This window comes from Vibrio atlanticus, assembly GCF_024347315.1.
Taxonomy (GTDB): Bacteria; Pseudomonadota; Gammaproteobacteria; order Enterobacterales; family Vibrionaceae; genus Vibrio; species Vibrio atlanticus.
The window spans coordinates 514,140-539,555 of record NZ_AP025461.1 but is presented as its reverse complement, the minus strand read 5'-3'; the positions used below and the strand labels follow the sequence as shown (position 1 = coordinate 539,555).

Here is a 25,416-nt window from a genome sequence, read left to right as displayed (position 1 = left end):
AAGTTTCACTAACAACGCACAACGGCAGAGCCTTGAAGCTTTGATATATAAAAATCGATTGGTATGGTACAAACTACTGATTGATGTTTTTTCTCGTTAACCTCTTGTAAATAATTCCAATTTTGAAAAAATAAATTCCGCAAACGTACTGGAACTTTTTCCTAGTAATCAGTGACCAATACTCAAAATAAAAATCAAATGGATACCCAGAGAGTCCAAAATGCACAAAACAAATTTCGAAGTCCTTCAAAACTATCTAGAGTCTCAAATCATTGGTCAAAAAGAGCTCGTTAAGCAGCTGATGATCGCCCTTTTGGCCGATGGTCATATCCTCGTTGAAGGGCCTCCCGGGCTAGCAAAAACTCGCGCAGTAAAATCATTGGCTGACTGTGTCGAGGGAGACTTCCACCGTATTCAATTCACGCCAGATTTGTTACCTGCTGATTTAACGGGTACCGATATATTTCGCCCAGAAACGGGAGAGTTCACCTTCCAGTCTGGCCCGATTTTTAACTCGTTAATTCTCGCGGATGAGATCAACCGTGCTCCTGCGAAAGTGCAAGCCGCGATGTTAGAAGCGATGGCTGAGAAGCAGGTGACGGCGGGACGAAAAACCTATGCCTTACCCGATTTGTTTTTGGTAATGGCAACGCAAAACCCAATTGAGCAAGAAGGCACTTACCCGCTACCAGAAGCTCAATTAGACCGTTTCTTGCTGCATTTAGAAGTGGCTTATCCAGACATGGAAAGTGAGCTGGAGATTTTGCGCCTAAACAGAGGCGAAGCTCAAGGCAATCAACCAGTTCAACCAGAGCCTATTTCTCAACAAACTATCTTCGAAGCTCGCCAAGAAGTGCTCAACATTCACATGGCAGACACCATTGAGCAGTACATCATCAGATTGGTAATGGCGACGCGCCAACCTAAGCAATACAGCGACCAGCTTGATCAATGGTTAGACATGGGTGTTAGCCCGCGTGCAACCATCGCGTTAGACCGTTGTGCCCGCGCTCACGCTTGGCTTGCTGGCCGCGACTATGTTACTCCACAAGATGTTCAAGCGATGGCATTCCCTGTACTGCGTCACCGCCTGCTTCGTAGCTACCACGCACAAGCCGAAGGGGTCACTGCAAACCAAGTGATCGCACACCTTCTCTCGTTGGTTGGTAGCGCATAGGGATACGCGCATGAAGAATCAATTACCCAACCATAGTGACGGCGTCACGTTAAACCTGGACGAACTGCTGCAATACAAAGCGCAGTCTGTTCGCTGGTTGCCTCCAGCCAAGAGCCTGTGGTCGCAACTTAACGGCCAGCACGAAAGCAATCGTAAAGGTCGCGGGATGAATTTCTCTGAGGTTCGTCAATATCAGGCGGGCGACGATATCCGCAGCATTGATTGGCGCGTCACGGCGAGAACAGGCAAGGCGCACACCAAACTGTTTTCTGAAGAAAGAGAACAGCCTGTGATTTTGTTCTTAGATCTGTCGAGCAGTATGATTTTCGGCTCAACCCTATTGCTTAAATCGGTTCAACTCGCGCACTTTGCCAGCCAACTTTGCTGGTTAACCGTCGCTCAAAAAGACCGTATTGGCGCAGTGATAGATACTGGCCAAGAGATCATTGAGATTAAACCCAGTGCTAGCAACCACGCTCCACTGCGTATTCTGCAAAAAGTCATAGAAATCAATAACGCAGCGCTGACCAACCCAGACAATCACAGCGACACAACCTTAGAGCATGGGCTGAAGTCTCTTCACCAGCTTTGCCCGAAAGGCAGCGATATCATTATGCTCAGTGATTTTGTTCGTTATAACGAAAGTAATTACTCACTTATCAATCAAATACGTCGACATAATCGAGTTCGCTTGGTGCATTTTTACGACCCGTTGGAGCAAGGTGTTACTGCATTCAAAGGTTCAAAACAGATCACCGACGGCAATAAAACGCAATGGTTTAACTTTTCATCAAGCAAGGAAAAGGAAAAGCTCAGTCACGCATTTGATCAGAAGCAACAACAGCTTATGCAAATGAGCCTTTCTTTGGCGATCCCATACAGTTCATTGTCTTGTGCGCAATCGTTAATGAGCCAAGTATCAGGAGTTCAGTCATGAATCAACCTCTCGACTTGAGCCCTATTATTACGCCAAGCGCACCGTCATGGTGGCCTTTGGCATGGGGTTGGTGGTTAATCATTATCACGGCCATTGTTCTGATCGCCTTAGTATTTTTCATTGTAAACAAAAGACAAAAGAACCAATACGCGAAGAACGAAGCACTTGCTTGCTTTCGTGATAGTCAGCCTTCAAATACCTTGTCTCCGAGTGCAGCTCAAGACATCGTTCGTCAGGCAGCACTAAGCTATTTCCCACGCGAAAAAGTGGCAGGCTTATCTGGTGATGATTGGTTGACGTTCTTAGATGCGCAATTGGCAAAACCTTTGTTCGCCGCAAAACAATCGCAATGGCAGCAAGCTCTCTATCAAAATGCAGCCCTAATGAACGACGAACAGAAAAAGGCTCAACAGCAATTGGTTAATGACTGCGAAACCTGGCTTCGTAAAGCCCTTCCTCCAAAGCGAGGTCGTTATGACTGATCTTTTAAGCTTTGACTTACTAAACTCTATGTTTCCAAGCTGGGGCTTACTAAACATCGAGTTCGTTTGGTGGTGGATGTTTTTCCTCGCGCCATTGCCAATCCTTGTTTACTTGTTCTCGCCAAGGTCAGAATCAAGCAGTGCCCTAAGGCTTCCATTTCTACCAGAAGACAGCAATACCAAAACGCCGAGCAGCCGCTTACCCAAAGCTTTGTCGGTCATCATCTGGCTTTTATTGTTGACGGCCATGGCACGTCCAGTTTGGTACGGTGAACCGGTTGAGTTTCAGCCAAAACACCGTGATTTGATGTTGGTTGTCGACCTCTCCTACTCGATGAGCCAAGAAGACATGCAATTCAATGGCGAATACATCGATCGCTTATCTGCGGTGAAACATGTATTGAGTGACTTTATTGAGCGACGAAAAGGGGACCGAGTCGGATTGGTGCTATTTGCTGATCACGCCTACTTGCAGACGCCACTGACGTTAGATAGAGACACGCTTTCACAACAGCTCAATCAAGCGGTGTTAAAGCTTATCGGTACTCAAACTGCGATCGGTGATGGTATCGGCCTTGCCACCAAAACCTTTGTCGACAGTGACGCCCCTCAGCGTGTGATGATTCTACTCAGTGACGGCAGCAATACTGCTGGCGTATTAGATCCACTTGAAGCCGCGGATATTGCAAAGAAATACAACGCGACGATTTACACCGTGGGTGTCGGTGCGGGTGAAATGATGGTCAAAGAGTTCTTCATGACTCGTAAGGTCAATACTGCTCAAGACTTGGATGAACGTACTCTAATGGAAATCGCCAAACGCACTGGCGGTCAATACTTCCGTGCGCGAGACAGCAAAGAGCTGGCAACGATTTACGACACCATCAACCAGTTAGAGCCCGTGACGAATGCCACTAAGATCTGGCGACCACAACAAGAGTGGTTTGTCTGGCCTCTGTCTGCGGCAATGTTCTTCGCATTTATGCTGTTAGCCATTAGGAGAAACAATGTCTAACTTTACTTTTATCTACCCATATTGGTTCTTGGCTATTGCCGTGCTGCCCGCTATTTGGTGGCTTAGCAAGAGACAATCCAAGCAAGGGTTATTGGCGTCACACATCGCCCGTTATTTGGCTCCAGAATCGAGCAAGCCCTCGAAAAACCGCAGCACTTATTTCGGTGTTTGGTGGTTGGTCGGTGTCATCGCATTGGCCGGTCCAAGCTTTGAAAAAAATGAACAGCCAAGCTTTGAAAAAACACAGGCGCGAGTTGTGATCATGGATATGTCGATGTCTATGTATGCCACTGATATTAAGCCGAACCGTTTAACACAGGCACGATACAAGGCTTTGGATCTACTATCACTCTGGAAAGAAGGCCTAACGGGAATGGTGGCATACGCCGGAGATGCTTACACCATCAGTCCGCTAACGTCTGACATCAACACCATCAAGAACCTCGTACCCAACCTATCACCAGATATCATGCCCTTCCAAGGCGGCAATGCAGCATCGGCAGTTAAGCTTGCGATTGAGATGATGACTCGTGCTCATATCTATCAAGGCGATCTGGTACTGATTGCTGATGATATTGATGGTCAAGAGAAGAAAGATATCGACTCGCTACTCTCTGGTAGTAATTGGACGTTATCAGTCTTGGCTGTAGGTACGGAAAGCGGCGCGCCGATCTCGTTACCTACAGGTTCGATGTTACAGACCGACTCAGGACAAACCGTGGTTGCGAAAACCAACGTAGGCAATATGCACGACCTGACGCGTCGCTTTGGCGGCACATTCACTGAATTGCAATTAGATAACTCAGACGTTGAACACATCGCAAGTTATCTTGACCGAGTTGCGACAACATCAGAAGTGACTAAAACCAATAACTCACTCAACACCAGAGTGAACAACGGTTTCTGGTTATTGCCGTTTTTGTTACTTCCTGCTCTTGGGCTATTTCGAAAAGGGGTCATTTGGTGTGGCCTAGCTGTGCTTGTCTCGTTCAGCCAACCGAATACTGCGTTTGCAAACCCTTGGAAAACCGATGACCAAGTGGGTTATCAGTTGTATCAAGATGAGGACTTTCAACAAGCTGCAGAACAGTTCGAGCAGCAAGAATGGAAAGGCATAGCGCAATACAAAGCTGGTGATTTCGAAGCGGCTGAGCAGACGCTGCAAGACCTTTCTGGCGAAGATGCTCGCTACAACCTCGCCAATGCACAAGCAAAGCAAGGTAAGTACGACCAAGCGATAAAAGAGTATCAACGTATTCTCGAAAGCAACCCTGAACATGCTTATGCAAAGAAGAACCTAGAGATTGTCGAACAGGCTCAGAAGCAACAGCAACAGCAACAGCAACAGCAACAGCAACAGCAACAGCAACAGCAACAGCAAGACGATTCTGAGTCCAAAGACCAAAATGAACAAGACCAGCAAGGTCAGCAAGGTCAGCAAGGTCAGCAAAATGATTCTTCGCAAAGCTCGCAGGATCAACAACAAAGCTCTACTGACAATGGGAAGTCACAAAGTCAAAGCAACAGCCAAGATCAAAGCAATAAACAAGATCAAAGTGAAAACCAAGCTCAGAATACTGACCAAAGCCAAGCTGATAGCCGCCCTGATTCCAAGGCGGATGAAGAAAACGACAAGCAAGCTGCGCAACAAAACAAAGCGGATCAAGCAGATAAACAGCCACAAGATAAAGATGACTCAGCATCTCAAGTTACTCAAGCACAAGAGGCTGCTAAGGAAGACAGTGATAACAACGCTCAACAAGCTGCCGCACAAGTATCAGGTCAACCTATGTCGAGCGATCCTGATATGCGAAAACTTGAGCAAGTAGAAAGCGCTCGTGATCCGAGCCAATTGCTTAAAGCGCAAATGATTCTACAAGCACGACAAAAAAGTGCTCCTAACAACCAAAACAAAAAGTGGTAACCATGCGATTTTTAAACAAGCCATTTTTATCAATACTCCTGACTTTGTTGCTGGGAGCTTTCTCGTCCTTCTCTGCATTGGCAGCGACCGCTGTGGCGAGTGTTTCGCAAAACAGTGTGACCAAAGATGAAGTATTCCTACTTAGAGTGGCGACCGATGAAAAAGTATCGTCCGGTGTTTTAGACCTGACCTCCCTTCAGAAAAATTTCTACGTCGGCACCCCAAGTTTTGGGTCATCGATGCGAATCGTCAATGGTAGCCGCACCGTATCTAGCGAGTGGAATATTACCCTTGCCCCACTTCGATTAGGCCGATTAGAGATTCCTAGCTTTGATATTGAAGGCGCAAAAACCCAACCGATCACCATCAACGTTTCGGTTAATAAAGCCGCTCCAAAGCAGAGTGATATGGCCGAGTTTCAACTTAATCTGAGTAAAGACTCGCTATACCCTCAAGAGGTCGCGGAACTTGATGTAAAACTCATCATCAAAGCGGATCCAAGAAGATTACAAGATCCCCAAATCTCTCTACCAAACTCATCAAATTTGGACGTGGAACCCATCGGTGAGTCGAAACAGTTCCAAGATGTTATCAACGGACAAGAAGTCACGGTTGTTCAGCAATCTTTCCATATATCATCACAGCAAGCAGGACAATTTCAGCTTCAAGGGCCAAAGTTAACCGGTGCTGTTGTTTACTCAACCAACAACTCAAGCACGACGCGCCTTTTCCAGCTCGACACGCCTGTTGAAACCTTAGATGTAACAGTGAATCCGGTACCAAAAGGCTATCAAGGTGAGTGGTTACCAACATCGAACTTCAAGTTGATTCAGAAATGGTCAGATAGCCAAGGCAATGAACTCAGGGATGGCAATGCTTTAGGTAACGACAAACAGAAGATTGGAATAGAAGCCGGTGATTCGTTAACTCGAACCATAACTATGACGGCTAGCAACTTAACGCAGCACCAACTGCCAAAACTGAATATCACCTACCCTAAAACGGTGCGTGTTTATGAAGAAAAGCCGCAATTTGGCACCACTCAATCCGGTGATGCTGTCGTTGTTTACAAGCAAGTCTTGATTCCGAAAGAGGCTGGAAATATCTCGCTTCCTGATGTTTCTCAAGCTTGGTTTAACACTGACTCACAATCACAAGAAATCAGTAAAGCTCTTGGTCTTGAGTTGTCGGTTCAGGCTAGCGAGCGAGCAACATCAAGTACGCCTCCTCCAGCGATTGAAGCGCCGACACAACAAGCCAGTCCGACGATTATTACCGTTGAAAACCCGGGAATGTGGCCTTATCTGACCGCCCTATTTGCTGTGTTGTGGTTAACCAGTTCTGCGATTGCTTTCTACTTCTGGTCACGCCGCGGTACAGCAGTAAAACAAAAGCAAAAAGATGAACGTCAATCCGATACGGCAGAAGCGCTTATTGCAGCTCTGAAAATGAAAGACGGTGTGAAGACGAGAACTTTGTTCGAACAGTGGAAAACAGAAAACCCAGACTTGAGTGATGAAACGTTAGAAACAATCGAAGCTGAGCTCACCAGACTAAATCAGAGCCTCTATGCTGAAGCTGGCTCACCAAGTCAGTCATGGGACCCTTCTGAGGTAATCAAAGCGGTTAAGAAACCAAAACGCATCTCGAACAAAGCACACAAGAGCACGTTAGAAAGGCTTTAATTAACCGGTGTTCTAAGTAAGCAGAAAGCTAATTAAACAGAAAATCTAAGTCAAAAAAAGAACGAAGCCGTGATGACCACATTGTGAACATCACGGCTTCAGTCGTTTTTGAGAACGGGAAAAACAGATACCACACTAAGTCAGTGTAGCCGCAACTTTTCTTCGCTTCATAGCCGAGACAATTCTATTTCGCCCTGAATCTTTCGCCTTATACAAAGCCTTATCTGCCTTGCCATACAACAAATCAAAATCGAACTGGCGCTGATCCGAAGTTATCGATGCATAACCCACAGACGCGGTTAAATATTGGCTAGTGCTACTTTTACAATGGAGAATTTTTGCGTCTTCAATACTTTGTCGAATCGACTCTGCACGCTGCTTTGTTGTTGTGTGATTGGTGCCGATCATCAACAACATAAACTCCTCACCGCCGATACGGCAGAAGGTTTCTTGATCACCGTAAACATGAGTGCTCAGTATCTTGCCAATGGCACGTAAAGCGACATCCCCCTCAGTATGGCCATAGACACTGTTGTACAAACCAAAATGGTCAAGATCGACAAGAATTAACCCAAAGGTGACCTCATTCTGCGTAGCAAATGCACCTTGTTCCTCACAATTCAGATCATCTAAAACTTGTGACAGCATACGGCGGTTACCAAGACGAGTCAGCGGGTCGAGTTTAGAAATCACATCGAGCTGTTCATTCGCATTTTCAAGCTCTTGAGTTCGCTTGCTAACCTCTTGTTCTAGGGTTTCATTGAGCTTTTTGATCTCTTCTTGCGCCATGGTTCTTTGTAAGACTTCAGCAAGGCTAGAGGCGAAGATACGTATCACTTCACGCAGTTGTGAAGTTAAAGGGCTTCGTGTTAACAAATTATCCGCAGCGATAAACGCAATCGGAACGCCTGTATTTGTGGTGAGCATTGTCATTGCCGTCCAGCCAACCCCGACAATATTGTAATCATGATAAATAGGGACCGATTCTTCAAAAGCGACTTGGTTAGGGTAAGTACGAGCTGCAGACACAATGTCACGCTCTACCAGCTCTGAACGATAATAAGACTCATCGACAATATCGCCTTTTATATCGGTACCCCAAGTACCTTGCATGTAACTGCAATTTTTATCGGTAAGGAAAACGGCTAATCGATCAATGCCTAAATGCTGAATAGCAAAACTGACGGCGGACTTACACACAGCACTGACGCTATCGCAGCGAGACAACTCAACCATACTCGAATGCAGCATTCGGATGTTCAGTTCTTGGCGTTTACGAATGTATATCTGAGACAGCAGAGAGCCGAACGATTCAAGCATCTGCTTTTGGTAATTGGTGATTGGCGAGCGGTGAATGTAGTTGTCCATGGCAATCCAACCTACGGGTTTATCCCCTTCACGCAAAATAAGCATGCCATTCCACCCTTGCCCTACAACCTTACCTTCAGTGTAGAGTGGAGCATGTTCAATAACGACCAAGTTAGTGTGGTTGTCAGACAATGCCTCGATATATTCCGATTCAAGCTGATGCAGGTCATATTGAGTGTGATGTTCGCTGTTGGTTTTTCCTAGTTCATCGGTGCCGTAGGTGCCACTAAAGCAACGCTTTTTCATATCAAGCAACATAAATATAGCGCGATCAAAACCAAGTCTATCGCGTACCGCCTCTACCGATGCTTTGTAGAGTGCATCCAATGATTCAGGGTTCGAGAGCTCTAACGCCACCTGATGAACCAATTTCATATTATCTACAAACAACTCTCGAAGCTTAATTTCATCAAGATATTGCGCTTCACGTGTATCCCTATGCTTAATCTCGATAGCTGCATTTTTTTCTGCGCGAATACACTGCCAGCGAGCTGCCGCTAATTGAAGGCCATCCAGCCCTTGGTCAAAGGTTTGATTAACTTTTTCTGCGATGCAATTTTGAATAATTAAATAAGTTCTACAGGCTGGTGCGTTGTCGAGCATCATGATGAACGACTCTCCACCAAGCGCTTTACTGTGCTCCCACTTGCACGTATTGAGCGACATCGGTAACACACCGTCTGCAGTGTCGAACTGTGAAACCCATGGCCAAAATGTTGAAGGGTAATGATCAAGAGAAGTTAATTCACCGCAGGAAAACAACGGTAACGAGTCACTTTCTGGTATTGGCTCTGCAAATATTCCGACCCCTTGGGGGCCAAGCATTTTAATCAGGTAGTCAAACAGAGACTCAGCCAATAAACGGTGATCACGCGTAGCAGATATCTGTTTTGCAAAGGCTTTAACATGCACGGCGTTGGTCCATTGGCTAATAAGAATAACGCAAAAATACAGAAGCCTTGATATGCAATCAATGTAACTAAAAATGAGATGTTAAGTGGGTCGCAATTTGACCTTTTGCATTATCACAAGCATGAGAAGGACTACAAAAATGGGATTTCCTGCCCAAAATTTCGTCGACATGTGATGTTTTTTAACAGCATAAAAAAGCCCCACCTAAAGTGGGGCAAAACTTCCATCGCTTATAGTTATAGTGATAATTCTGTAAATCGAATCGAATATCTAACCTGCGTTTCAGTTAGTGGTATTGACCACGTTATCGATTAAGCAATTAACCAAAGTCACCGTTTACATAGCCTTTAGTGCGATCATCTTTTGGTTCGCTGAAGATAACGCTGGTTTCGTTGTGCTCTACAAGCTCTCCCATTAGGAAGAAAGCCGTGCGGTCTGAAATACGGCGGGCTTGCTGCATAGAGTGCGTTACGATAACGATAGTGAAGTTCTTCTTCAGATCTTCCATCAACTCTTCAATTTTATGAGTCGCAATTGGATCAAGTGCTGAAGTAGGTTCATCCATCAAAATTACGTCTGGTTGCATTGCGATAGTGCGAGCAATACACAGGCGTTGCTGCTGACCACCAGACAAACCGAATGCGTGTGCTTTCAAACGATCTTTCACTTCATCCCAAAGCGCCGCGCCGCGAAGTGAACTTTCAACCACTTCATCAATGTGCTTTTTGTCTTTGATACCTTGAGCACGTAGTCCGTATGCCACGTTTTCATAGATGCTCATTGGAAAGGGGTTTGGCTTTTGAAAAACCATGCCGACTTTGATACGTAGATCAGCCACATCGATATTGCCGTAGATGTTGTCGCCATCCATCTCAAGAAGGCCGGTAATTTTTACACCTTCAATAAGATCGTTCATTCGGTTCAAGCAACGTAATAGCGTTGATTTACCACAACCCGACGGGCCAATTAAAGCGGTCACCTGGCGCTCTGGCACGGGTAGGTTGATTGATTTAAGCGCTTGGTTTTCACCGTAAAAAAGGTCTAGGTCTTTAATATTAAATTTGTTCATATTCGTAATCTCGTAATTCGTCAAAGTCTGTACTGTTTTAGGAGCTCATTTGGCTCTAGAAAACCCTGCTTAGTAAGTTGCAGTATTAAAACGTCTTGCGATCAACTTCGTGAGTGTGTTGATCAGCAGTACAAGAACAATCAGTACTGTTGCTGTGCCGTATGCTTGATTCCATTCTTCAATGGTAAATAGCTCCGTCGTTAACTTATATAAGTGAACGGTTAATGTACGGCCAGAATCCAATAGTGAATCTGGGATACGAGCAACCATACCTGCGGTCAAGAATACTGGCGCTGATTCACCAATAACACGACCAATACTCAGAATAACTGAAGTGATAATACCCGGCATTGCACTTGGTAGAATCAAACGCCAGATTGTGTAGATTTTAGAAGCCCCTAAACCATATGAGCCTTCTCGATAAGTTTGAGATACCGCCATCAATGCTTCTTCAGTAGTACGAATAATCACTGGAAGAATCAAGATACTCAGAGTCAACGCGCCCGATAGGATAGAGAAACCTAAACCTAAAATAGCCACGAAAAATGTCATACCAAACAGACCGAAGATGATTGACGGAATACCTGCTAATGACTCGGTACAAAATCGAATGATCTTAACTAAGCGACTGCCTACTTTTGCGTATTCAGTCAGGTAGATTGCCGTCATGATACCCAATGGCGCAGCAACCGCAATCGAAGCAATAACCATGTAGATTGTCGAGATGATCATCGGAAAAATGCCGTGCTCATCGCCCGTTCGCGTGTAGTCATCCGTGATGAAATTCCAATCAACGTGCTGCAAGCCGTTTGAGAGGATGTACCACATAATCCAGAACAAAAAGCCCACCGTTAACGCGGCAGCAGCCCATATAAAACCACTCAGAACGGCGTCTTTACGTGCGCGGGCTTTCTTTAACGCGATTTTATTCATCGTCTTACCTTGCAAGTTCGTAGGGTGAGCTTGAGGTGCTACGTTATTTTCTAAAGACATAATGTTACCTCGCCTTCTCACGGTTCAAGTAAAGGAGAATTGCATTCAGAGACATGATGAAAACAAGGAGAACAACACCCGTCGCATAGAGTGCACTTGCGTGAATACCACTCGCGTAAGACATTTCAATCGCAATGTTCGCGGTTAGTGTACGAGCTGAATCTAAGATACCTTCAGGCATTGCAGGTGCATTACCCATCACCATAATGATTGCCATCGTTTCACCAAGAGCACGGCCAATACCCAAAATTACGCCCGTCATAATGCCTGAGCGAGCAGCCGGAACGAGCAACTTAAAGATAGTAAAGATCTTTGAAGCACCTAACGCTAAAGAACCTTCTTTGTACGTTCTTGGTACAGCACGGATTGAGGTTTCAGAAACCGTAATTACCGTCGGAAGGATCATCACACCCAGAACAATAATACCCGCCAAAATCGTGTTACCCGCGGGCACTTGAAATACGTTTTGAATCAGAGGAACGATAATAACGAGGCCGAAGAAGCCGTAAACTACCGAAGGTATACCCGCTAGCAATTCGACAGCAGGACGAATGATGTCCGCCAGACGCTTTGGCGCGATTTCAGCAATAAAGATTGCCGTTAACACACCAATCGGCACACCGACCACTACTGCACCTAATGTCGATACGACAGATGCCACAATCATGGTAGCAACACCGTAAAGTGCTGGTGGTAGCCAGTTCTGTCCTAGCACGATGCCCGATAGGCCCGCTTCCTGGAACGCAGGGATACTTTCTCTAACGATGAAAAAAGCAATAACAGCAAGGGATACGATGCCGATGATTGCGCTAGTAAGAAATAAGCCGTGAAAAATACGCTCTTTCCAATCTACACGCTTCTTTTTACGTAAGCCGCGTTTCAGTTGAGTCGCTTCGCTATTCATAAGCTGTTCACTATTCGTTGCGATGGTCATAACAAGTCTCACATATCGAAATCCTTAACACGCTGTATAAGCGTACGGATTAACTCGAAGTGGGATAGAAAAGGCTCAGCCTGAAAAGGTAGGCTGAGCAATATTTAATTAATTGAGATATAGATTAGTTAACTGAGATGTAGCCTTTGTTCTCAACAAGAGATTGAGCTTCGTCAGTTAGCATCCAATCTAGGAACTTTTGAGTTTCAGAAGAAGGCTTACCTTCTTTGTAAAGTACTAGGAAAGGACGAGCTACTTTGTAAGAACCGTTCTTAACGTTGTCTACAGATGCTTCAGTACCGTCAATTGCAAGCGCGTTTACTGAGTTATCTACTGTACCTAAAGAGATATAGCCGATTGCGTAAGGGTTAGATGCAACCATTGTTTTTAGTGCACCGTTACCGTTAGCAACTTGAGCACGTTGAGAGATTGCTGATACTTTCGTGCCAGAAATCTTCATTTTAAGAGACATGATGTCTTCGAATGCACCGCGAGTACCAGATGCTGTATCACGAGTGATTGCTACGATTGGCTTGTCCGCACCACCAACGTCTTTCCAGTTTGTTACTTCACCTTTGTAGATAGCCGTTACTTGCTCAGCCGTTAGACCGTCAAGGCCATTCTTAGGGTTAACCACGACTGCGATGCCGTCACGAGCAACCACTTCTTCAACGAGTGTTGTTTCTTTCTCGCTATCTTTAAGGTTACGAGAAGACATACCTAAATCTGCACTGCCGTTCTTCGCCGCTTTAACACCAGCAGACGAACCTGGGCCTTGTACTTCGATAAATACGTTTGAATTCGTTTTCATGTATGTTTCAGAGAAAACTTCCATCAGTGGCGTCACGCTGCTTGAACCAACTGCTGAAATAGTTTCTTTAGCTGAAGCTGGAGTCACTGTTAGTGCACCTAAAAGAGCGATTGCACCGATAACTGTCTTTTTCATCACAAATTTCCTTAAGTGGCGTTATTGCCGTTGTGTTTAACTTGAACGGTGCCCACTTTAGAATCTGAATGTGACAGTTGTGTTTCATTAAATTGAAGCCTATATGACAGCTGACATTTATTTCCGTCTTTTTTCGTGTCAAATAACCTTGAAGCAATAAGTTTAAATAACTCATAAACGTTAAACATTTATTTCAATCTATTTAACCCAAATCGTTCAACATTCCACCAACACCGAATATTACCAATTACCGCACAGCCACCCAGAACGGGTAAGCCATAGAGAAATAAAGAAAAACGCTCATTTTGCACAATAAACAACCATAATTTATCAATTGCCTATCGCATATATCTAAATCGAATGTATTACTGATTGAATTGTCATTCTCAGTAGTTAGAATCACGGGATAATTATAATAAAAGCAATTGCATCGGCTCATTTACTTATTTATAGAGGGACAATTCATGCGCCAACTTCTCAGTGGCTTATCAATTAAAATACAAATTCTTATTCCAGTACTCTTTTCCGTCGTATTACTTTTGACGGGTGTCATCATCGGTGGTGACAAGCTGGAAAACGCATTTAAAGATGTATCAACAGCAACAGATCAACTCATTCTACATAAAGAAGAACTCAGCGAAATCGTCGACAATAGTTACGGCATGCGCATCAAAGCAATCTATAGCTTGTTCAACCCTGATGATGTAAACACGCTCGTTGAAACGCTTAATCAAAAACGCGATCAAAACTCACGCCTACTGAGCTCATTAGACACAGTGCCAGGTATGCAAGATGAAGTCGCAGCAATGAGCAAGGCGATGGACCATTACGTTAACTTTTCACGCAATACCATGCTTCCCCTGTTAAAGGCAAAACACGGTAATTCAGTGCTAACTTCTGACTTTGATACTCGTTACCAAACGGCAATTGACCAATACCGCCATGCAGGTAACGAAATGGTAAAAGCAATCGACAGTCTTTCTAAAAAGCTAAACTTGCTTGCTACTCAACAAGTCCATACCAATGGTCAGCAACACACTAGCACCCTAAATACTGCGACTATTGGGCTTTTAGTGATTCTTTCTATTGCTCTTGTTATTAGCTGGACACTGGCTGGCATCATTGTTAAACCAATCAACAATATTCAGGCAACCATGCGCGAAGTAGCAAAAGGTAACCTGCTAGTTAAAGCCGAAGAACATGGAGATAATGAGATCTCACGTCTTGCGCAAGACGTAAACAAATCCGTTGAGCAATTGCGTGACACGGTAAGTTCACTGTCTCGAATCAGCATCGAAGTTGCGTCAGCATCGACTGAACTAGCCGCTGTAATGACACAATCAAGTGCGAACTCAGACCAAGAGAAGCAAGAAGTGGAACAAGTTGCTTCTGCCGTGAATCAACTTGAGAGCACAGCAGCAAACGTCAACGAAAATGCAGTACAAGCTGACTCCGCGTCTAAGCAAGCTGACGAAATGGCGACACACAGCATGAGCTTGTTTAATGAAAGTAACCAAGCAAACGAGCAAATGGCGATTCAGCTTAGCGAAGCTGCGAACGTTGTTGGCACGCTAAAAGAGCACTCAGAGAAGATTGGTAATGTCATTGAGGTTATTCAAAGCATCTCAGAGCAGACTAACCTTCTAGCGCTTAACGCTGCTATTGAAGCCGCTCGTGCAGGTGAAAGCGGACGTGGTTTTGCGGTTGTAGCTGATGAAGTGAGAATGCTAGCAGCACGTACACAAGATTCGACCAAAGAAATCCAAACCATCATTGAAGGCTTGCAGGTTCAATCTGGAAACGCGAATGAGAGTATGAGCAGTTCGCTGTCTATGTTGGAACATAACCAGACTCTTTCGGGTGAGGTAAGCTCTGCACTTTCAGGCATTGCGAACTCAGTAACGGATATCACGGAAATCAACACTCAGGTCGCCGCTGCTGCAGAAGAGCAAAGCCAAGTGACTTCAGACATTAACCGTAATATCTCAAATATCTACAGCTTAGTAAGCCAAAACGTAACCGGCATTACCCAAGCAGCAGCAGCAAGCCACGAGTTATCAAACCTCGCTGAACAACAAAAGCAGCAGTTGGGTTTCTTTAAGGTTTAAGGGTTAAGGGTTAAGGGGTAAGGGCGAATAATCTTTAAGGTTCAGCTGTAACGGCTTATGGTATAGGCTCTAGGATACAAAATTTAAGCCTTAAACTGTAAGCACTTACTTAACATGTACAGATTGCAGTAACCGACCTTCATTATTAAGCCAACTATCGAGTCATCAGTAGTTGGCTTTTTTAATTGCTGGAGATTACTGATCGCTCTCAGCAGCTCTGATTCTTTCAATCGCTTCGACTCTTCGAAGTTGTTCGGGCTGAAAATGCGTAGTCCGAAGCTGTGCGATAGTCTCTTGTCGCTCAATTTCTGAGAGTGCTGAGTCATTCAAAATGTCATTTCGTTCAACAAAGTAAATATCTAAAGCTCCATCAAAGTCCGCCCTTTGTTGATCAAGCGCTTCGAGCCTCTGTGTCGCTTCTTCTCCGACCAGTTCACTTCTTTTCAAGTATTTACCTTGTTCGTCTAGACCTTCTGAACTGGATAGCTGTGGGAGTAATACCTGATTCTGATGGCTCGTTTGAACGTAATCTGGCTGTTCAGATAGATAGGATTCAAGCCTTTGCTGATATTCTTGTTCTTCTAGCCCTTCTTGTTTCAGAAGTAACTTTTCTAAAGCGATTTCCCTCATTTTATTGTCATGGGTAAACAGAATACTTATCTCGCTCTCACTGAAAAATTGAGTTTGAAGGTCAAGCAGAGCTTGATTCAGTGCGCGTAAGTCCTCTGCGGATATTGAGGTGGTGTCGAATTGGACATCCAATGCTGTCAGTGCCGACTTGTACTCAAGGTACTTTGCGAACAATGCTTCATCGACCACTGCCGCTTGTGATTGCTCGTGGTGTTTCGCTACATTGTCACGGATATCTTCAAGGGTTAATTCTGTATTGCCTGACACGAAATATTCCATCATGTCTTTAGCTGACGCACTATCGATTTCAGTATCTTGTTGAGAGCTAACCTTCAATGAAGAAGCGCTTTGTTCGCTGTGATTATATGAACTTGTATCTTCCTTCTTTAGATACAAAAAGACCGCCGCTGTGCTCATCAGGGCTATCGTGGTTATCGACAAAATGGCGGTCTTTTTCATCATACTTTCCTTGTTCTCGTCATGAATGGGCAGTGCAACCTAAAGGCCAGCCAACTTCAATCGATTGGCGTGCTGACGATATAAGGTCACTGGATCGGTCTCAAAAAGATGGTGGATACCCAATAGTCCATTGATCTCGTCTAGGTGATTCATTTTGTAGTCATCACCAATCACTTTGCCCAAATGCGCGCTACATGCTCCCACTAACCCGTCATTAGGTTCATTAAAAGCTAAACCAAGGATTGTCATCGCTCCGTCGGTAGGATCAAGAAGGTTAGTAAAAGTGGAAGATCCTGTCCATGAATAGTAATAGACACCGTTGTTTGCTTGCCATTCACCATCACCACACTCAGACGTTGGCACGCCTTCAGGGTAAAACTGATTGAATGCAAGCGAACCTTCAGTGGTCAACGCTTCAAGAGACGCAAGGCCATCTTGATCAAGATCCGTTCCACCAGATAACAGGTTGATCAGCGCCGTCAATCCACCAGCCAATTTAACCGCGATACCTTCTGAAACTGACCCTTCAGATACCGTCCCGCGAACAAGGTCTGCCACTTTAGATCCTTTATGAACACCACCAATGCTCGTCACCGAAGCAACAAGATCAGGTCGAACCGATGCGACATAGCGCGCAGTAGGACCACCGTGACTATGACCAACTAGATTCACTTTACTTGCGCCTGTCGCGGCTAACAGCGTCTCTACTTGAGCGAGTAACTGTTCACCACGAACTTCGGAACTGTTGGTAGCAGAAACCTGAGCAACGTATACGCTCGCACCATCTTTTGTTAGAGACTCCGGTACGCCATAGAAGTAATCCACGCCTGCTAATGTATCGAAACCAAACAAACCGTGTACCAGCATAATAGGGTATTTCGTTGCAGTGTATCCGCTGGTTTCTAATGCTGATGCGCTTGTTCCGGCATAGACGCCAAAACTGGATAGGCAGGCTATCGTCCAAATTAATATCTTTTTCAATGCTCTTTCCTTAAACAGATTAGACCTCTGATGAGTAAAGAAACCGTAGATGATGATTTTATAAAACAAAAAGTGATAACTTGATATTTGTGATATTGAACTTGAATTAAACAATTGTGATGAACATTAGAAATGCAACATCGCTTGACACCACCAACGGGTAAGTTGCTGATTAAATTAAAATTTACCTCCCACCCTTCTGATAACGTTTTCATTTAGGCATTCAATAGACAAATCATCCCGTACAGGTCAATGACGACGTGTTTGCCTGCGATAGTTCGTTAAAATCAAATGTTAGATATTAGCTATCTCATTTCGAAGCCATTGTTTTTCAATCAAAAAGTAGTTGGAACTTTGACACTGATGCCAGTTATGAGTCGCTAAAAAACTGAATGTATTGACGAGAGTTATTGGTTTTAGATATAGGTCATACCAGTTATTAGCAATTCAGTTATTAAAACAGTCACAAGCAACAACGTTTTGTTTGGCTCACTAAATATAAAAGAGAATACAGTGATGAAAAATACGGCTTTTATACTCGCGTTAACCCTGCCTTTTGGTGCTTATGCAGCTGAAGATTCAATACCGACACCTGAATCCATTACATCCGCACAAGTACTTAGTACACAAGGTTCAGAGACCTATTCTTATGTTCGATGCTGGTATCGAACCGATGCCTCACATGACTCTCCAGCCACCGACTGGAAATGGGCGAAAAAGGAAAATGGTGATTACTACACAATCAATGGATACTGGTGGTCTTCTGTATCCTTCAAGAACATGTTCTACAGTGATGCTCCGCGATCTGAAATCAAGCAGCGTTGTGAACAGACGCTCGACATCCAACATGACGCCGCAGACATCACTTACTTTGCAGCAGACAATCGCTTCTCTTATAACCACTCGATTTGGACAAATGACAACGTTGTCCAAGCGAACACCATCAACCGTATCGTCACCTTCGGTGATAGTCTTTCTGACACCGGTAACCTATTTAACGGTTCTCAATGGGTTTTCCCGAACGCTAACTCATGGTTTTTAGGGCACTTTTCAAACGGTTTAGTCTGGACAGAGTATTTAGCCAAGGCGAAAGATGTACCTCTTTATAACTGGGCAGTAGGTGGGGCTGCTGGCACCAATCAATACGTCGCATTAACCGGAGTATATGACCAAGTCACCTCTTACTTAACCTATATGAAAATCGCCAAAAACTACCGCCCAGAAAACTCGTTGTTTACTTTAGAGTTTGGCCTCAATGACTTTATGAACTACAACCGAGAAGTGGCCGATGTAAAGGCCGATTTCAGCAGCGCTTTGATCCGCTTAACGGAATCTGGTGCAAACAATATCCTGCTGTTCACCTTGCCCGATGCAACCAAAGCACCTCAATTCAAATACTCAACTGAACAGGAGATCATTAAAGTTCGTGGCAAGATTTTAGAGTTCAATCAATTCATCAAGACGCAGGCCAAGTATTACCAAAGCATGGGTAAAAACGTGGTGTTGTTCGATGCAAGCGCGTTGTTCGCCAGCATTACCGATAATCCAGAGCAACATGGCTTTCGAAACGCGAGTGATGCCTGCCTTAATATCAATAGAAGCTCAGCGGCCGACTACCTAAAAAGTCACAGCTTAACCAATGATTGCGCAGCGTACGGATCAGACAGCTATGTCTTCTGGGGAGTAACACACCCAACGACCGCCATCCACAAATACATTGCCGACCATATCTTAGCGTATTCATTCTCAACCTTTGATTTCTAAAGCCTTTCGAATGACTCTGTAACCTGAGACAACACCTCTCAGGTGCAGAAACCAGATACAAAAAAACCGCCCTTCATAGGCGGTTTTTATTTACGCTAGCTTGTATAAAGATCTGTTTTTATAAACATAATCTTTTAGCTCACGCGAGTTGATTACTCGTCGTCAGTTTTTGGCGCAACTTTCTTCTTAGGGATAAATACTGTATCACCCACTGCCACATTCTTATGGAAGCTCTTATCGCGCTTAACCGGTTTTTTCGGCGTTTTCTTAGCTTGAGTGTTGGTTTTCTTCTTCGCAGGACCGCCTTTAGCAAAAGCAGGTTTGCGCGGCTTAATACCTTTGAACTTACCTTTAAGTCCTTCAAGTACCGAGAAGGTAAGATCTTGTTGAAGGTAAAGCTCAACACGCTTGAAGCTGTCCCAGTCTTTTGGACCAACCAAAGAGATTGCATCACCTTTGTTACCCGCACGACCAGTACGACCAACGCGGTGCACGTACTCTTCTGTATGCTTAGGCATGTCAAAGTTAATAACGTGACTTACGTTTGGAATATCAATACCACGTGAAGCAACGTCTGTTGTTACCAAGATCTTGTAAACCGCACGCTCGAACTGGCTCATAATTGCATTACGTTGCGTTTGGTTTAGGTTACCGCTCAATGCCACCGCTTTAAGCTTCTTCTCGTTTAGCTTCTCGGTTAGGCGATCAGTATCAGCACGAGTTGCCGTGAAAATCATCACCTGACGGTATTCAGCTTCTTCAATAACACGATCCAGAATTGCTTCTTTATGATCTAGATGGTCACATAGATAAAACTTCTGAGTGATATCAAGGTGCTGTTCGTTAGAAACACCCACTGAGATGCGTTTAGGCGAATCTAGCATTTCATTTGCAATGTCGTTCACTTCCGCGTGATCAAGTGTCGCAGAGAACATCAACGTTTGACGGCGACGGTGTTTAGCTGCATTCGCGATACGACGCAATTCAGGTGCGAAACCTAAATCCAGCATACGGTCAGCTTCATCAAGGATCAGCGTTTCAACACCATCTAAAAACAGTGAGCGGTGCTCAAGGTGATCCGCAAGACGGCCTGGAGTCGCAACAATAAAGCGAGGGTACTTACGCAAAGCCTTAACTTGGTCGTTAAAGTTTTCACCACCCAAAATAAGTGTCGCTTCGTAAGATAGACCACCAAGCATGCTACGCAGCTCGCCATAAACTTGTTTTGCTAGCTCACGAGTAGGAGCCAAAATTACACCACGAGGATCTTTAGCAGAAAAAGCTTTTGTTTTTAATGCCTTATGTATCATCGGCAACACAAACGCCAATGTTTTTCCTGATCCCGTTTTTGATGAAGCCAATAGATCCTTACCAGCAATAGCAACAGGGATCGCTTTTGATTGGATCTCTGTCGCCTTCTTGAAGTCGTAATGTTTTAAGTTCTTCAGTAAGCGGTTATCTAAGCCTAAATCTTTAAAGTGCAAAGGACTCTCCAGTCATGATGGTATTGAATAAAATTAATTTAACGTGACATGATACCGCGAAAGTACTTTATAAGGATAGAGATCACAGAAAATTTATCCCTTTATCTCTCGTTTGCTAGAACATTGTATGCATTGCTCATAAAGAAATAACTCCCAAAAACACATCAAAACTGGCTCTCATCCCTTCATCTCATAAACGAGACATAACGTGACGCTCAGCTAATTACCTCAAAAATTTAGTAATTTCTCTAGTTATTGTTTTTGCAGTTAAAAAATTAGTCGCTACAATCATTAATGAAGCGACTATATGATAAAGAATGTATAGCGCATCTTTTGATGATAAATAAGCAAGGAGTTCTTATGAATAAGACGTTAATCGCAGCTGCAGCCTCAGTTTTCATTTTAGCTGGTTGTTCTTCTGAGCCAGAAGAAGCTGCAATGTCACAAATGGATCAATTGACTAACCAAGTTGCTGAGCTAACCAGTGAAGTTGAAGCACTTAAAGGCGATAAAGCGGCAGCTGAAATGAAAGCTCAAGAAGCAGCTGCAGCCGCTATGGCAGCAAAAGAAGAAGCGGATCGTGCTAACGACCGTATCGACAACATCGCAGAGTCTTACACTAAATAGTTTGAGAGCTCAGTGCGATTTAGCTGTAGATTAAATCAGTCGCAAAATGCAGTAAATAGACAGCACCACCTCTTAACGGATGTGGTGCTTTTTTTTGGGCGTTACTAATTCGAATAGAAGGCATTAATTCGAGTAAACAAAGATAAACGCCCCTTATTACAGAAGAGGCAATCAAATTAGAACTCAATCACAGGTGGTGCTATCTCAACAGGCACGCCATTTTGAGCAAATATCACCGCTTTCGCTTTTGAATTTGGTAGATCTGCATCTTCAAGCCACCATTTTAATTCAACGGGGATTTGCAATAATTTCTTAGAGCCGTCGCTTCGCGTCAATGGTTCGTGAGCTTCAACAAACACGCTTCTATCTGGCTCTAAAGACACTTTGATAGGCTCATCGATTATTGTGACTTGCTCACCACGACTAACCTGTTCAAAAAGCCACTCAATATCTTTAGGTTCCATACGGATACAGCCGGAGCTGACTCGCAAGCCTATCCCAAAGTCTTTATTGGTGCCGTGTATCAGATAATCACCTGCACCATAAGCAAGTCGTAATGCATACTCGCCCAGAGGGTTTTCCGGCCCAGCAGGAACCACTTTTGGTAGCTCAATCCCTTTCTCTAGATACTCTTTACGAATTGAGTTTGGAGGCGTCCAAGTCGGGTTGGGTCTTTTTTGGCTTATCTTAGTGATCATCTCTGGGGTATCTCGCCCCACTCGACCGATGCCAACAGGAAATACGTGCACCTGATTTTTCTCAGGTTCAAAGAAGTACAACCTTAACTCGGCAAGGTTAATCACAATGCCTTTTCTCGGCGTATCCGGCAGAATCAAACGGCTAGGGATACTTAACACATAACCTTCAGCAGGAAGAAAAGGATCAACGCCTTTGTTTGCCGCCATTAAAGAGAGAAAACCAATATCGTATTGCTTAGCAATGATGGCCAACGTTTCGCCAGCAGCCACTTCGTGTTGTTGTATTCTGCCGACGATACGGCTTTCAGCCGGAGGCAGTACAAAGGTCGCCGCAGACACACACGACGAAGCCATCGCTGCCACAAGCATGGTGACCCTCACTAGAGGTAAAGCTACCTTACGTATCTGTGTTCTCATTGAGTGCAAAGGCGTCGAGTTAGCGCAATACGACATACAATTCCTTGGTTGGTCTTTTTATCAAAGTTTAGATTATCGCTGATCAAACGTCGCGACAACGTATTGTTGCTCCAAGCTGATATGCAACAGGCCTTTATTTGTCGTTTTTCGTCTGGACATAGCGTAATTTAACCACACAAAATCGATTGCCTCTAAACTTTCAACATATTTGGTTATCTATATGAATAATACTTTAAAGGTAGAGCAAATTTGTGACAAACATCTCACGGAGCCTCGTTTTAACTCGCTAATATTGCCTCAACAAAACGAATTCAATTCAACAGAATCGGTAATTAATAAAACCCTGTTCCTATAATTACCGTTAAAACTTTGGAGAACGACCATGGCTACACCTCATATTAATGCTCAAGCTGGTGATTTCGCAGAAACTGTACTTATGCCAGGCGACCCGCTTCGCGCAAAATACATTGCAGAAACATTCCTTGATGACGTGAAGCAAGTTTGTGACGTTCGCAACATGTTTGGTTACACAGGCACTTACAAAGGTAAGAAAGTTTCTGTAATGGGCCACGGTATGGGTATTCCATCGTGCTGCATCTATGTACATGAGCTAATTGCTGAGTACGGCGTAAAGAACGTTATTCGCGTAGGTAGCTGTGGTGCGGTACGTGATGACGTTAAACTAATGGACGTTGTTATCGGTATGGGTGCATCGACTGACTCAAAAGTAAACCGCATTCGTTTCAACAACCATGACTTCGCGGCAATCGCTGATTTCGGTCTTCTAGAAGAAGCCGTAAACCAAGCACGTGCACAAGAAGTTCCAGTTAAAGTTGGCAACGTATTCTCTGCAGACCTTTTCTACACTCCAGAAGCTGACCTTTTCGAAAAAATGGAAAAGCTAGGCATCCTTGGTGTTGATATGGAAGCAGCTGGTATCTACGGTGTTGCTGCGGATCTTGGTGCTAAAGCTCTAACTATCCTAACAGTATCTGACCACATCATCCGTGGTGAGAAACTAAGCTCTGAAGATCGTCAAAAATCTTTCAACGACATGATGAAAGTTGCTCTAGAGACTGCAATCAACATCTAACGAATTGATAAGATACATTGAAAAGCGTTACCCCGCAGCCAAGCTCACTTGGCTGCTCAAATAATCCCGAGGGGGAGATCGTGTCTAACGACAAGCTGCCAAAAGATGCGGATGGTTTGCAACTCAACTTTTGTAAAACATTGGCGTGTGACAACTTTGGCTTGAGCGATGCAAAACGGTATGTTTTGCAACACGCAAACCCTAAGCGTCCAGCGATGGTTTGTCGTGAATGTGGAGCTTTCCCCCCCTTACTTAACAATCGTGAAGTGTTAAGCGAACTTCATCGCCTAAGACAACTTCACAGCGACGGGCTCCCTGCTTGTCGTAATGATGATTGCGATAACTTTGGCTTATCGGTTCATACCCACAAACATCTTTATCATGCCTTCGGCTACAGTGGCGATAGGCAGCGTTACAGATGCAAAGACTGCCAATCAACCTTCGTTGATAAGTGGTCAGGATCCAACAAAAAACTTCAGTTTCAAGAGAACCTCATGGGCTTATTGTTCATGGGGTATTCAGTACGTGAAATTTGTAGAAAGTTAGAGATCAATCCAAAGACTTTCTATGATCATGTTGACCATATCGCCAGTCGCTGTCGTCGCAAGTTAGCGATGATCGATGCTCGTTGGGTCAACCATGCTAAAGATTACGAATTCGCTTCTCACTACCAGCGCCTGCAACCGAAAAGCAACAATGGTGTGGTATGGATAGCGACTGGCGAGGCACACTCTGGCTACATCCTTTGCCAACACGTAAATTACTCTCAAAATGAAGAACCATCTGGAAGTGCTGATCACAACCCTTATGATGACGTTGCACGCTTTGTGTCTAAAGAGCACTCTTCAGAAGCGAATCTCGAACTTCCTCAGCCGTCTGACAAACTGAAAGAGCGCATTGAGCAGCAATATCAAGTAATTCTTGCGAGAGGCAATGTAGAGGACCCAATGGGGAACCTTACGACATTCAGTTACCCTTCGAAAGGCGCGCTAATTCGACCGCCTTATACTTCCTATGCTCACTTCCTACACGTGCTTGATATGTGTGACGAGAATAAGCATGTCACGATCTATATGCCACAAGATCCATTACTAAGATCTGCCGCTCTAAGCGTTTGCTTGCCGCGTATTCAGAGTCAAAATGTTGACCTTATGTATGTAGAGGAAGACTCAGGTTGGCAAGATGACCAAAATTTTGAAAAGATCGACATCGTTCATATGAGTTGGTGGCGCGATCGTTGGGCTATCGCGAGTCAAGGTGACAGTCAAAAAGGTATCTGCTACCTAACGGGTAATAATCCAGAACCAAAACAGTGGCTTAATACAGCTTCAATTCAGCAAACAAAGTTCTATCAACAACGTTTTCAGTTGTTATTTGATAGCTTCATCAATGAGCCAAGACGTAAACTTCGTCCTGGGGGCATTCTTCCATTACTCGACATATTTAGATCTTGGCACAATCTGTGCTACCAAGATAAGCAAGGGTTGACGGCAGCACAACGCTTAGGTGTGACAGAGCAGCCATTAACTCTTAAGCAATTGCTTTCATAGAAATTTACCATCTAGACAAGCGCTCTAGAACTCATTGATTTCAAAGCAAAAGCATGAGATAACACCCAAAATTGGAAAAGATACGTGTCCCCTTTATGCTCAGCGAGAGATAATTGATGCTTATCATCAATCACACTCCTATAATGATTGTGTTATCAATATG

At 44.2% G+C, this 25,416-nt stretch carries 20 protein-coding genes; 11 read left to right on the top strand and 9 right to left on the bottom strand.

The features are described 5' to 3' along the window. Window positions 1-220 precede the first annotated feature (220 nt). From OCV30_RS18105 to OCV30_RS18080, 6 genes are read left to right on the top strand one after another with little or no spacing between them, the layout of a single operon-like run. Window positions 221-1,177, top strand: coding sequence for an AAA family ATPase (locus tag OCV30_RS18105; protein ID WP_012600202.1), 957 nt, complete (start codon window positions 221-223; stop codon window positions 1,175-1,177). A 10-nt stretch (window positions 1,178-1,187) separates the two neighbouring features. Further along, window positions 1,188-2,114: a DUF58 domain-containing protein gene (locus OCV30_RS18100; RefSeq protein WP_065678482.1), complete on the top strand. Its 927-nt coding sequence runs from the start codon at window positions 1,188-1,190 to the stop codon at window positions 2,112-2,114. Beyond that, window positions 2,111-2,596: a DUF4381 domain-containing protein gene (locus OCV30_RS18095; RefSeq protein WP_065678483.1), complete on the top strand. Its 486-nt coding sequence runs from the start codon at window positions 2,111-2,113 to the stop codon at window positions 2,594-2,596. The genes OCV30_RS18100 and OCV30_RS18095 overlap by 4 nt, the downstream gene beginning before the upstream one ends. Continuing rightward, window positions 2,589-3,611 carry a vWA domain-containing protein gene (locus OCV30_RS18090; protein WP_065678484.1) on the top strand — a complete coding sequence of 341 codons (1,023 nt, stop codon included), beginning with the start codon at window positions 2,589-2,591 and terminating at the stop codon, window positions 3,609-3,611. Before OCV30_RS18095 ends, OCV30_RS18090 begins: the two co-directional genes overlap by 8 nt. Further along, window positions 3,604-5,535 carry a vWA domain-containing protein gene (locus OCV30_RS18085; RefSeq protein ID WP_065678485.1) on the top strand — a complete coding sequence of 644 codons (1,932 nt, stop codon included), beginning with the start codon at window positions 3,604-3,606 and terminating at the stop codon, window positions 5,533-5,535. Before OCV30_RS18090 ends, OCV30_RS18085 begins: the two co-directional genes overlap by 8 nt. 2 nt (window positions 5,536-5,537) lie before the next feature. Further along, complete coding sequence (locus OCV30_RS18080) at window positions 5,538-7,220, top strand: BatD family protein (RefSeq protein WP_065678486.1); 1,683 nt, start codon at window positions 5,538-5,540, stop codon at window positions 7,218-7,220. Window positions 7,221-7,355: 135 nt separating this feature from the next. Here OCV30_RS18080 and OCV30_RS18075 read toward each other — a convergent pair whose 3' ends face one another. The 5 genes from OCV30_RS18075 to OCV30_RS18055 form a co-directional block, all read right to left on the bottom strand. Further along, the gene (locus tag OCV30_RS18075) at window positions 7,356-9,500 is read right to left on the bottom strand and encodes a sensor domain-containing diguanylate cyclase (protein WP_065678487.1); all 2,145 of its coding nucleotides are present in this window, start codon (window positions 9,498-9,500) and stop codon (window positions 7,356-7,358) included. A 319-nt stretch (window positions 9,501-9,819) separates the two neighbouring features. Next, window positions 9,820-10,569 carry a phosphate ABC transporter ATP-binding protein PstB gene (gene pstB, locus OCV30_RS18070; protein ID WP_009845819.1) on the bottom strand — a complete coding sequence of 250 codons (750 nt, stop codon included), beginning with the start codon at window positions 10,567-10,569 and terminating at the stop codon, window positions 9,820-9,822. A 69-nt stretch (window positions 10,570-10,638) separates the two neighbouring features. Further along, window positions 10,639-11,502 carry a phosphate ABC transporter permease PstA gene (gene pstA / locus OCV30_RS18065; RefSeq protein WP_012600195.1) on the bottom strand — a complete coding sequence of 288 codons (864 nt, stop codon included), beginning with the start codon at window positions 11,500-11,502 and terminating at the stop codon, window positions 10,639-10,641. Between the two features lie 64 nt (window positions 11,503-11,566). Further along, entirely contained in the window at window positions 11,567-12,496 is a 930-nt protein-coding gene (gene pstC, locus OCV30_RS18060; protein ID WP_009845821.1) for a phosphate ABC transporter permease subunit PstC, read from the bottom strand. Window positions 12,497-12,620: 124 nt separating this feature from the next. Then, window positions 12,621-13,442, bottom strand: coding sequence for a phosphate ABC transporter substrate-binding protein (locus OCV30_RS18055; RefSeq protein WP_009845822.1), 822 nt, complete (start codon window positions 13,440-13,442; stop codon window positions 12,621-12,623). A 464-nt stretch (window positions 13,443-13,906) separates the two neighbouring features. On the opposite strand from OCV30_RS18055, the gene OCV30_RS18050 reads away from it, so the two are divergent. Further along, window positions 13,907-15,550 (top strand): methyl-accepting chemotaxis protein, encoded by a 1,644-nt coding sequence (locus OCV30_RS18050; RefSeq protein ID WP_009845824.1) that lies wholly within the window; start codon window positions 13,907-13,909, stop codon window positions 15,548-15,550. A 195-nt stretch (window positions 15,551-15,745) separates the two neighbouring features. Here the strand turns inward: OCV30_RS18050 and OCV30_RS18045 are convergent, their stop codons facing one another. Next, complete coding sequence (locus OCV30_RS18045; RefSeq protein WP_065678488.1) at window positions 15,746-16,639, bottom strand: lipase secretion chaperone; 894 nt, start codon at window positions 16,637-16,639, stop codon at window positions 15,746-15,748. Between the two features lie 39 nt (window positions 16,640-16,678). Continuing rightward, complete coding sequence (locus OCV30_RS18040) at window positions 16,679-17,620, bottom strand: lipase family alpha/beta hydrolase (RefSeq protein WP_012600192.1); 942 nt, start codon at window positions 17,618-17,620, stop codon at window positions 16,679-16,681. 516 nt (window positions 17,621-18,136) lie between these two features. Here OCV30_RS18040 and OCV30_RS18035 point away from each other — a divergent pair. Beyond that, window positions 18,137-19,384 carry an SGNH/GDSL hydrolase family protein gene (locus OCV30_RS18035; protein WP_065678489.1) on the top strand — a complete coding sequence of 416 codons (1,248 nt, stop codon included), beginning with the start codon at window positions 18,137-18,139 and terminating at the stop codon, window positions 19,382-19,384. A 152-nt stretch (window positions 19,385-19,536) separates the two neighbouring features. Here the strand turns inward: OCV30_RS18035 and OCV30_RS18030 are convergent, their stop codons facing one another. Further along, window positions 19,537-20,868 carry a DEAD/DEAH box helicase gene (locus OCV30_RS18030; protein ID WP_009845828.1) on the bottom strand — a complete coding sequence of 444 codons (1,332 nt, stop codon included), beginning with the start codon at window positions 20,866-20,868 and terminating at the stop codon, window positions 19,537-19,539. Between the two features lie 360 nt (window positions 20,869-21,228). On the opposite strand from OCV30_RS18030, the gene OCV30_RS18025 reads away from it, so the two are divergent. Next, window positions 21,229-21,495, top strand: a complete 267-nt coding sequence (locus OCV30_RS18025; protein WP_009845829.1) for an Lpp/OprI family alanine-zipper lipoprotein — start codon at window positions 21,229-21,231, stop codon at window positions 21,493-21,495. Between the two features lie 176 nt (window positions 21,496-21,671). On the opposite strand, the gene OCV30_RS18020 is transcribed toward OCV30_RS18025, so the two are convergent. Further along, window positions 21,672-22,646, bottom strand: a complete 975-nt coding sequence (locus tag OCV30_RS18020) for a L,D-transpeptidase family protein (protein ID WP_032555087.1) — start codon at window positions 22,644-22,646, stop codon at window positions 21,672-21,674. Window positions 22,647-22,992: 346 nt separating this feature from the next. Between OCV30_RS18020 and deoD the strand changes: the two genes are divergently transcribed. After that, on the top strand, window positions 22,993-23,703 hold the full coding sequence (gene deoD / locus OCV30_RS18015; protein WP_004732072.1) for a purine-nucleoside phosphorylase: 711 nt from the start codon (window positions 22,993-22,995) through the stop codon (window positions 23,701-23,703). 80 nt (window positions 23,704-23,783) lie between these two features. Then, complete coding sequence (locus OCV30_RS18010; RefSeq protein WP_009845831.1) at window positions 23,784-25,253, top strand: transposase; 1,470 nt, start codon at window positions 23,784-23,786, stop codon at window positions 25,251-25,253. The last annotated feature ends 163 nt before the right edge of the window (window positions 25,254-25,416 follow it).

Coding starts and splice junctions, on each gene's coding strand:
- OCV30_RS18090 (WP_065678484.1), top strand. CDS start 2,589: ATGACTGATCTTTTAAGCTTTGACTTACTAAACTCTATGTTTCCAAGC.
- OCV30_RS18045 (WP_065678488.1), bottom strand. CDS start 16,639: ATGAAAAAGACCGCCATTTTGTCGATAACCACGATAGCCCTGATGAGC.
- pstC (WP_009845821.1), bottom strand. CDS start 12,496: ATGACCATCGCAACGAATAGTGAACAGCTTATGAATAGCGAAGCGACT.
- OCV30_RS18035 (WP_065678489.1), top strand. CDS start 18,137: ATGAAAAATACGGCTTTTATACTCGCGTTAACCCTGCCTTTTGGTGCT.
- OCV30_RS18025 (WP_009845829.1), top strand. CDS start 21,229: ATGAATAAGACGTTAATCGCAGCTGCAGCCTCAGTTTTCATTTTAGCT.
- OCV30_RS18100 (WP_065678482.1), top strand. CDS start 1,188: ATGAAGAATCAATTACCCAACCATAGTGACGGCGTCACGTTAAACCTG.
- OCV30_RS18020 (WP_032555087.1), bottom strand. CDS start 22,646: ATGTCGTATTGCGCTAACTCGACGCCTTTGCACTCAATGAGAACACAG.
- OCV30_RS18055 (WP_009845822.1), bottom strand. CDS start 13,442: ATGAAAAAGACAGTTATCGGTGCAATCGCTCTTTTAGGTGCACTAACA.
- OCV30_RS18095 (WP_065678483.1), top strand. CDS start 2,111: ATGAATCAACCTCTCGACTTGAGCCCTATTATTACGCCAAGCGCACCG.
- OCV30_RS18085 (WP_065678485.1), top strand. CDS start 3,604: ATGTCTAACTTTACTTTTATCTACCCATATTGGTTCTTGGCTATTGCC.
- pstA (WP_012600195.1), bottom strand. CDS start 11,502: ATGAATAAAATCGCGTTAAAGAAAGCCCGCGCACGTAAAGACGCCGTT.
- pstB (WP_009845819.1), bottom strand. CDS start 10,569: ATGAACAAATTTAATATTAAAGACCTAGACCTTTTTTACGGTGAAAAC.
- deoD (WP_004732072.1), top strand. CDS start 22,993: ATGGCTACACCTCATATTAATGCTCAAGCTGGTGATTTCGCAGAAACT.
- OCV30_RS18050 (WP_009845824.1), top strand. CDS start 13,907: ATGCGCCAACTTCTCAGTGGCTTATCAATTAAAATACAAATTCTTATT.
- OCV30_RS18105 (WP_012600202.1), top strand. CDS start 221: ATGCACAAAACAAATTTCGAAGTCCTTCAAAACTATCTAGAGTCTCAA.
- OCV30_RS18080 (WP_065678486.1), top strand. CDS start 5,538: ATGCGATTTTTAAACAAGCCATTTTTATCAATACTCCTGACTTTGTTG.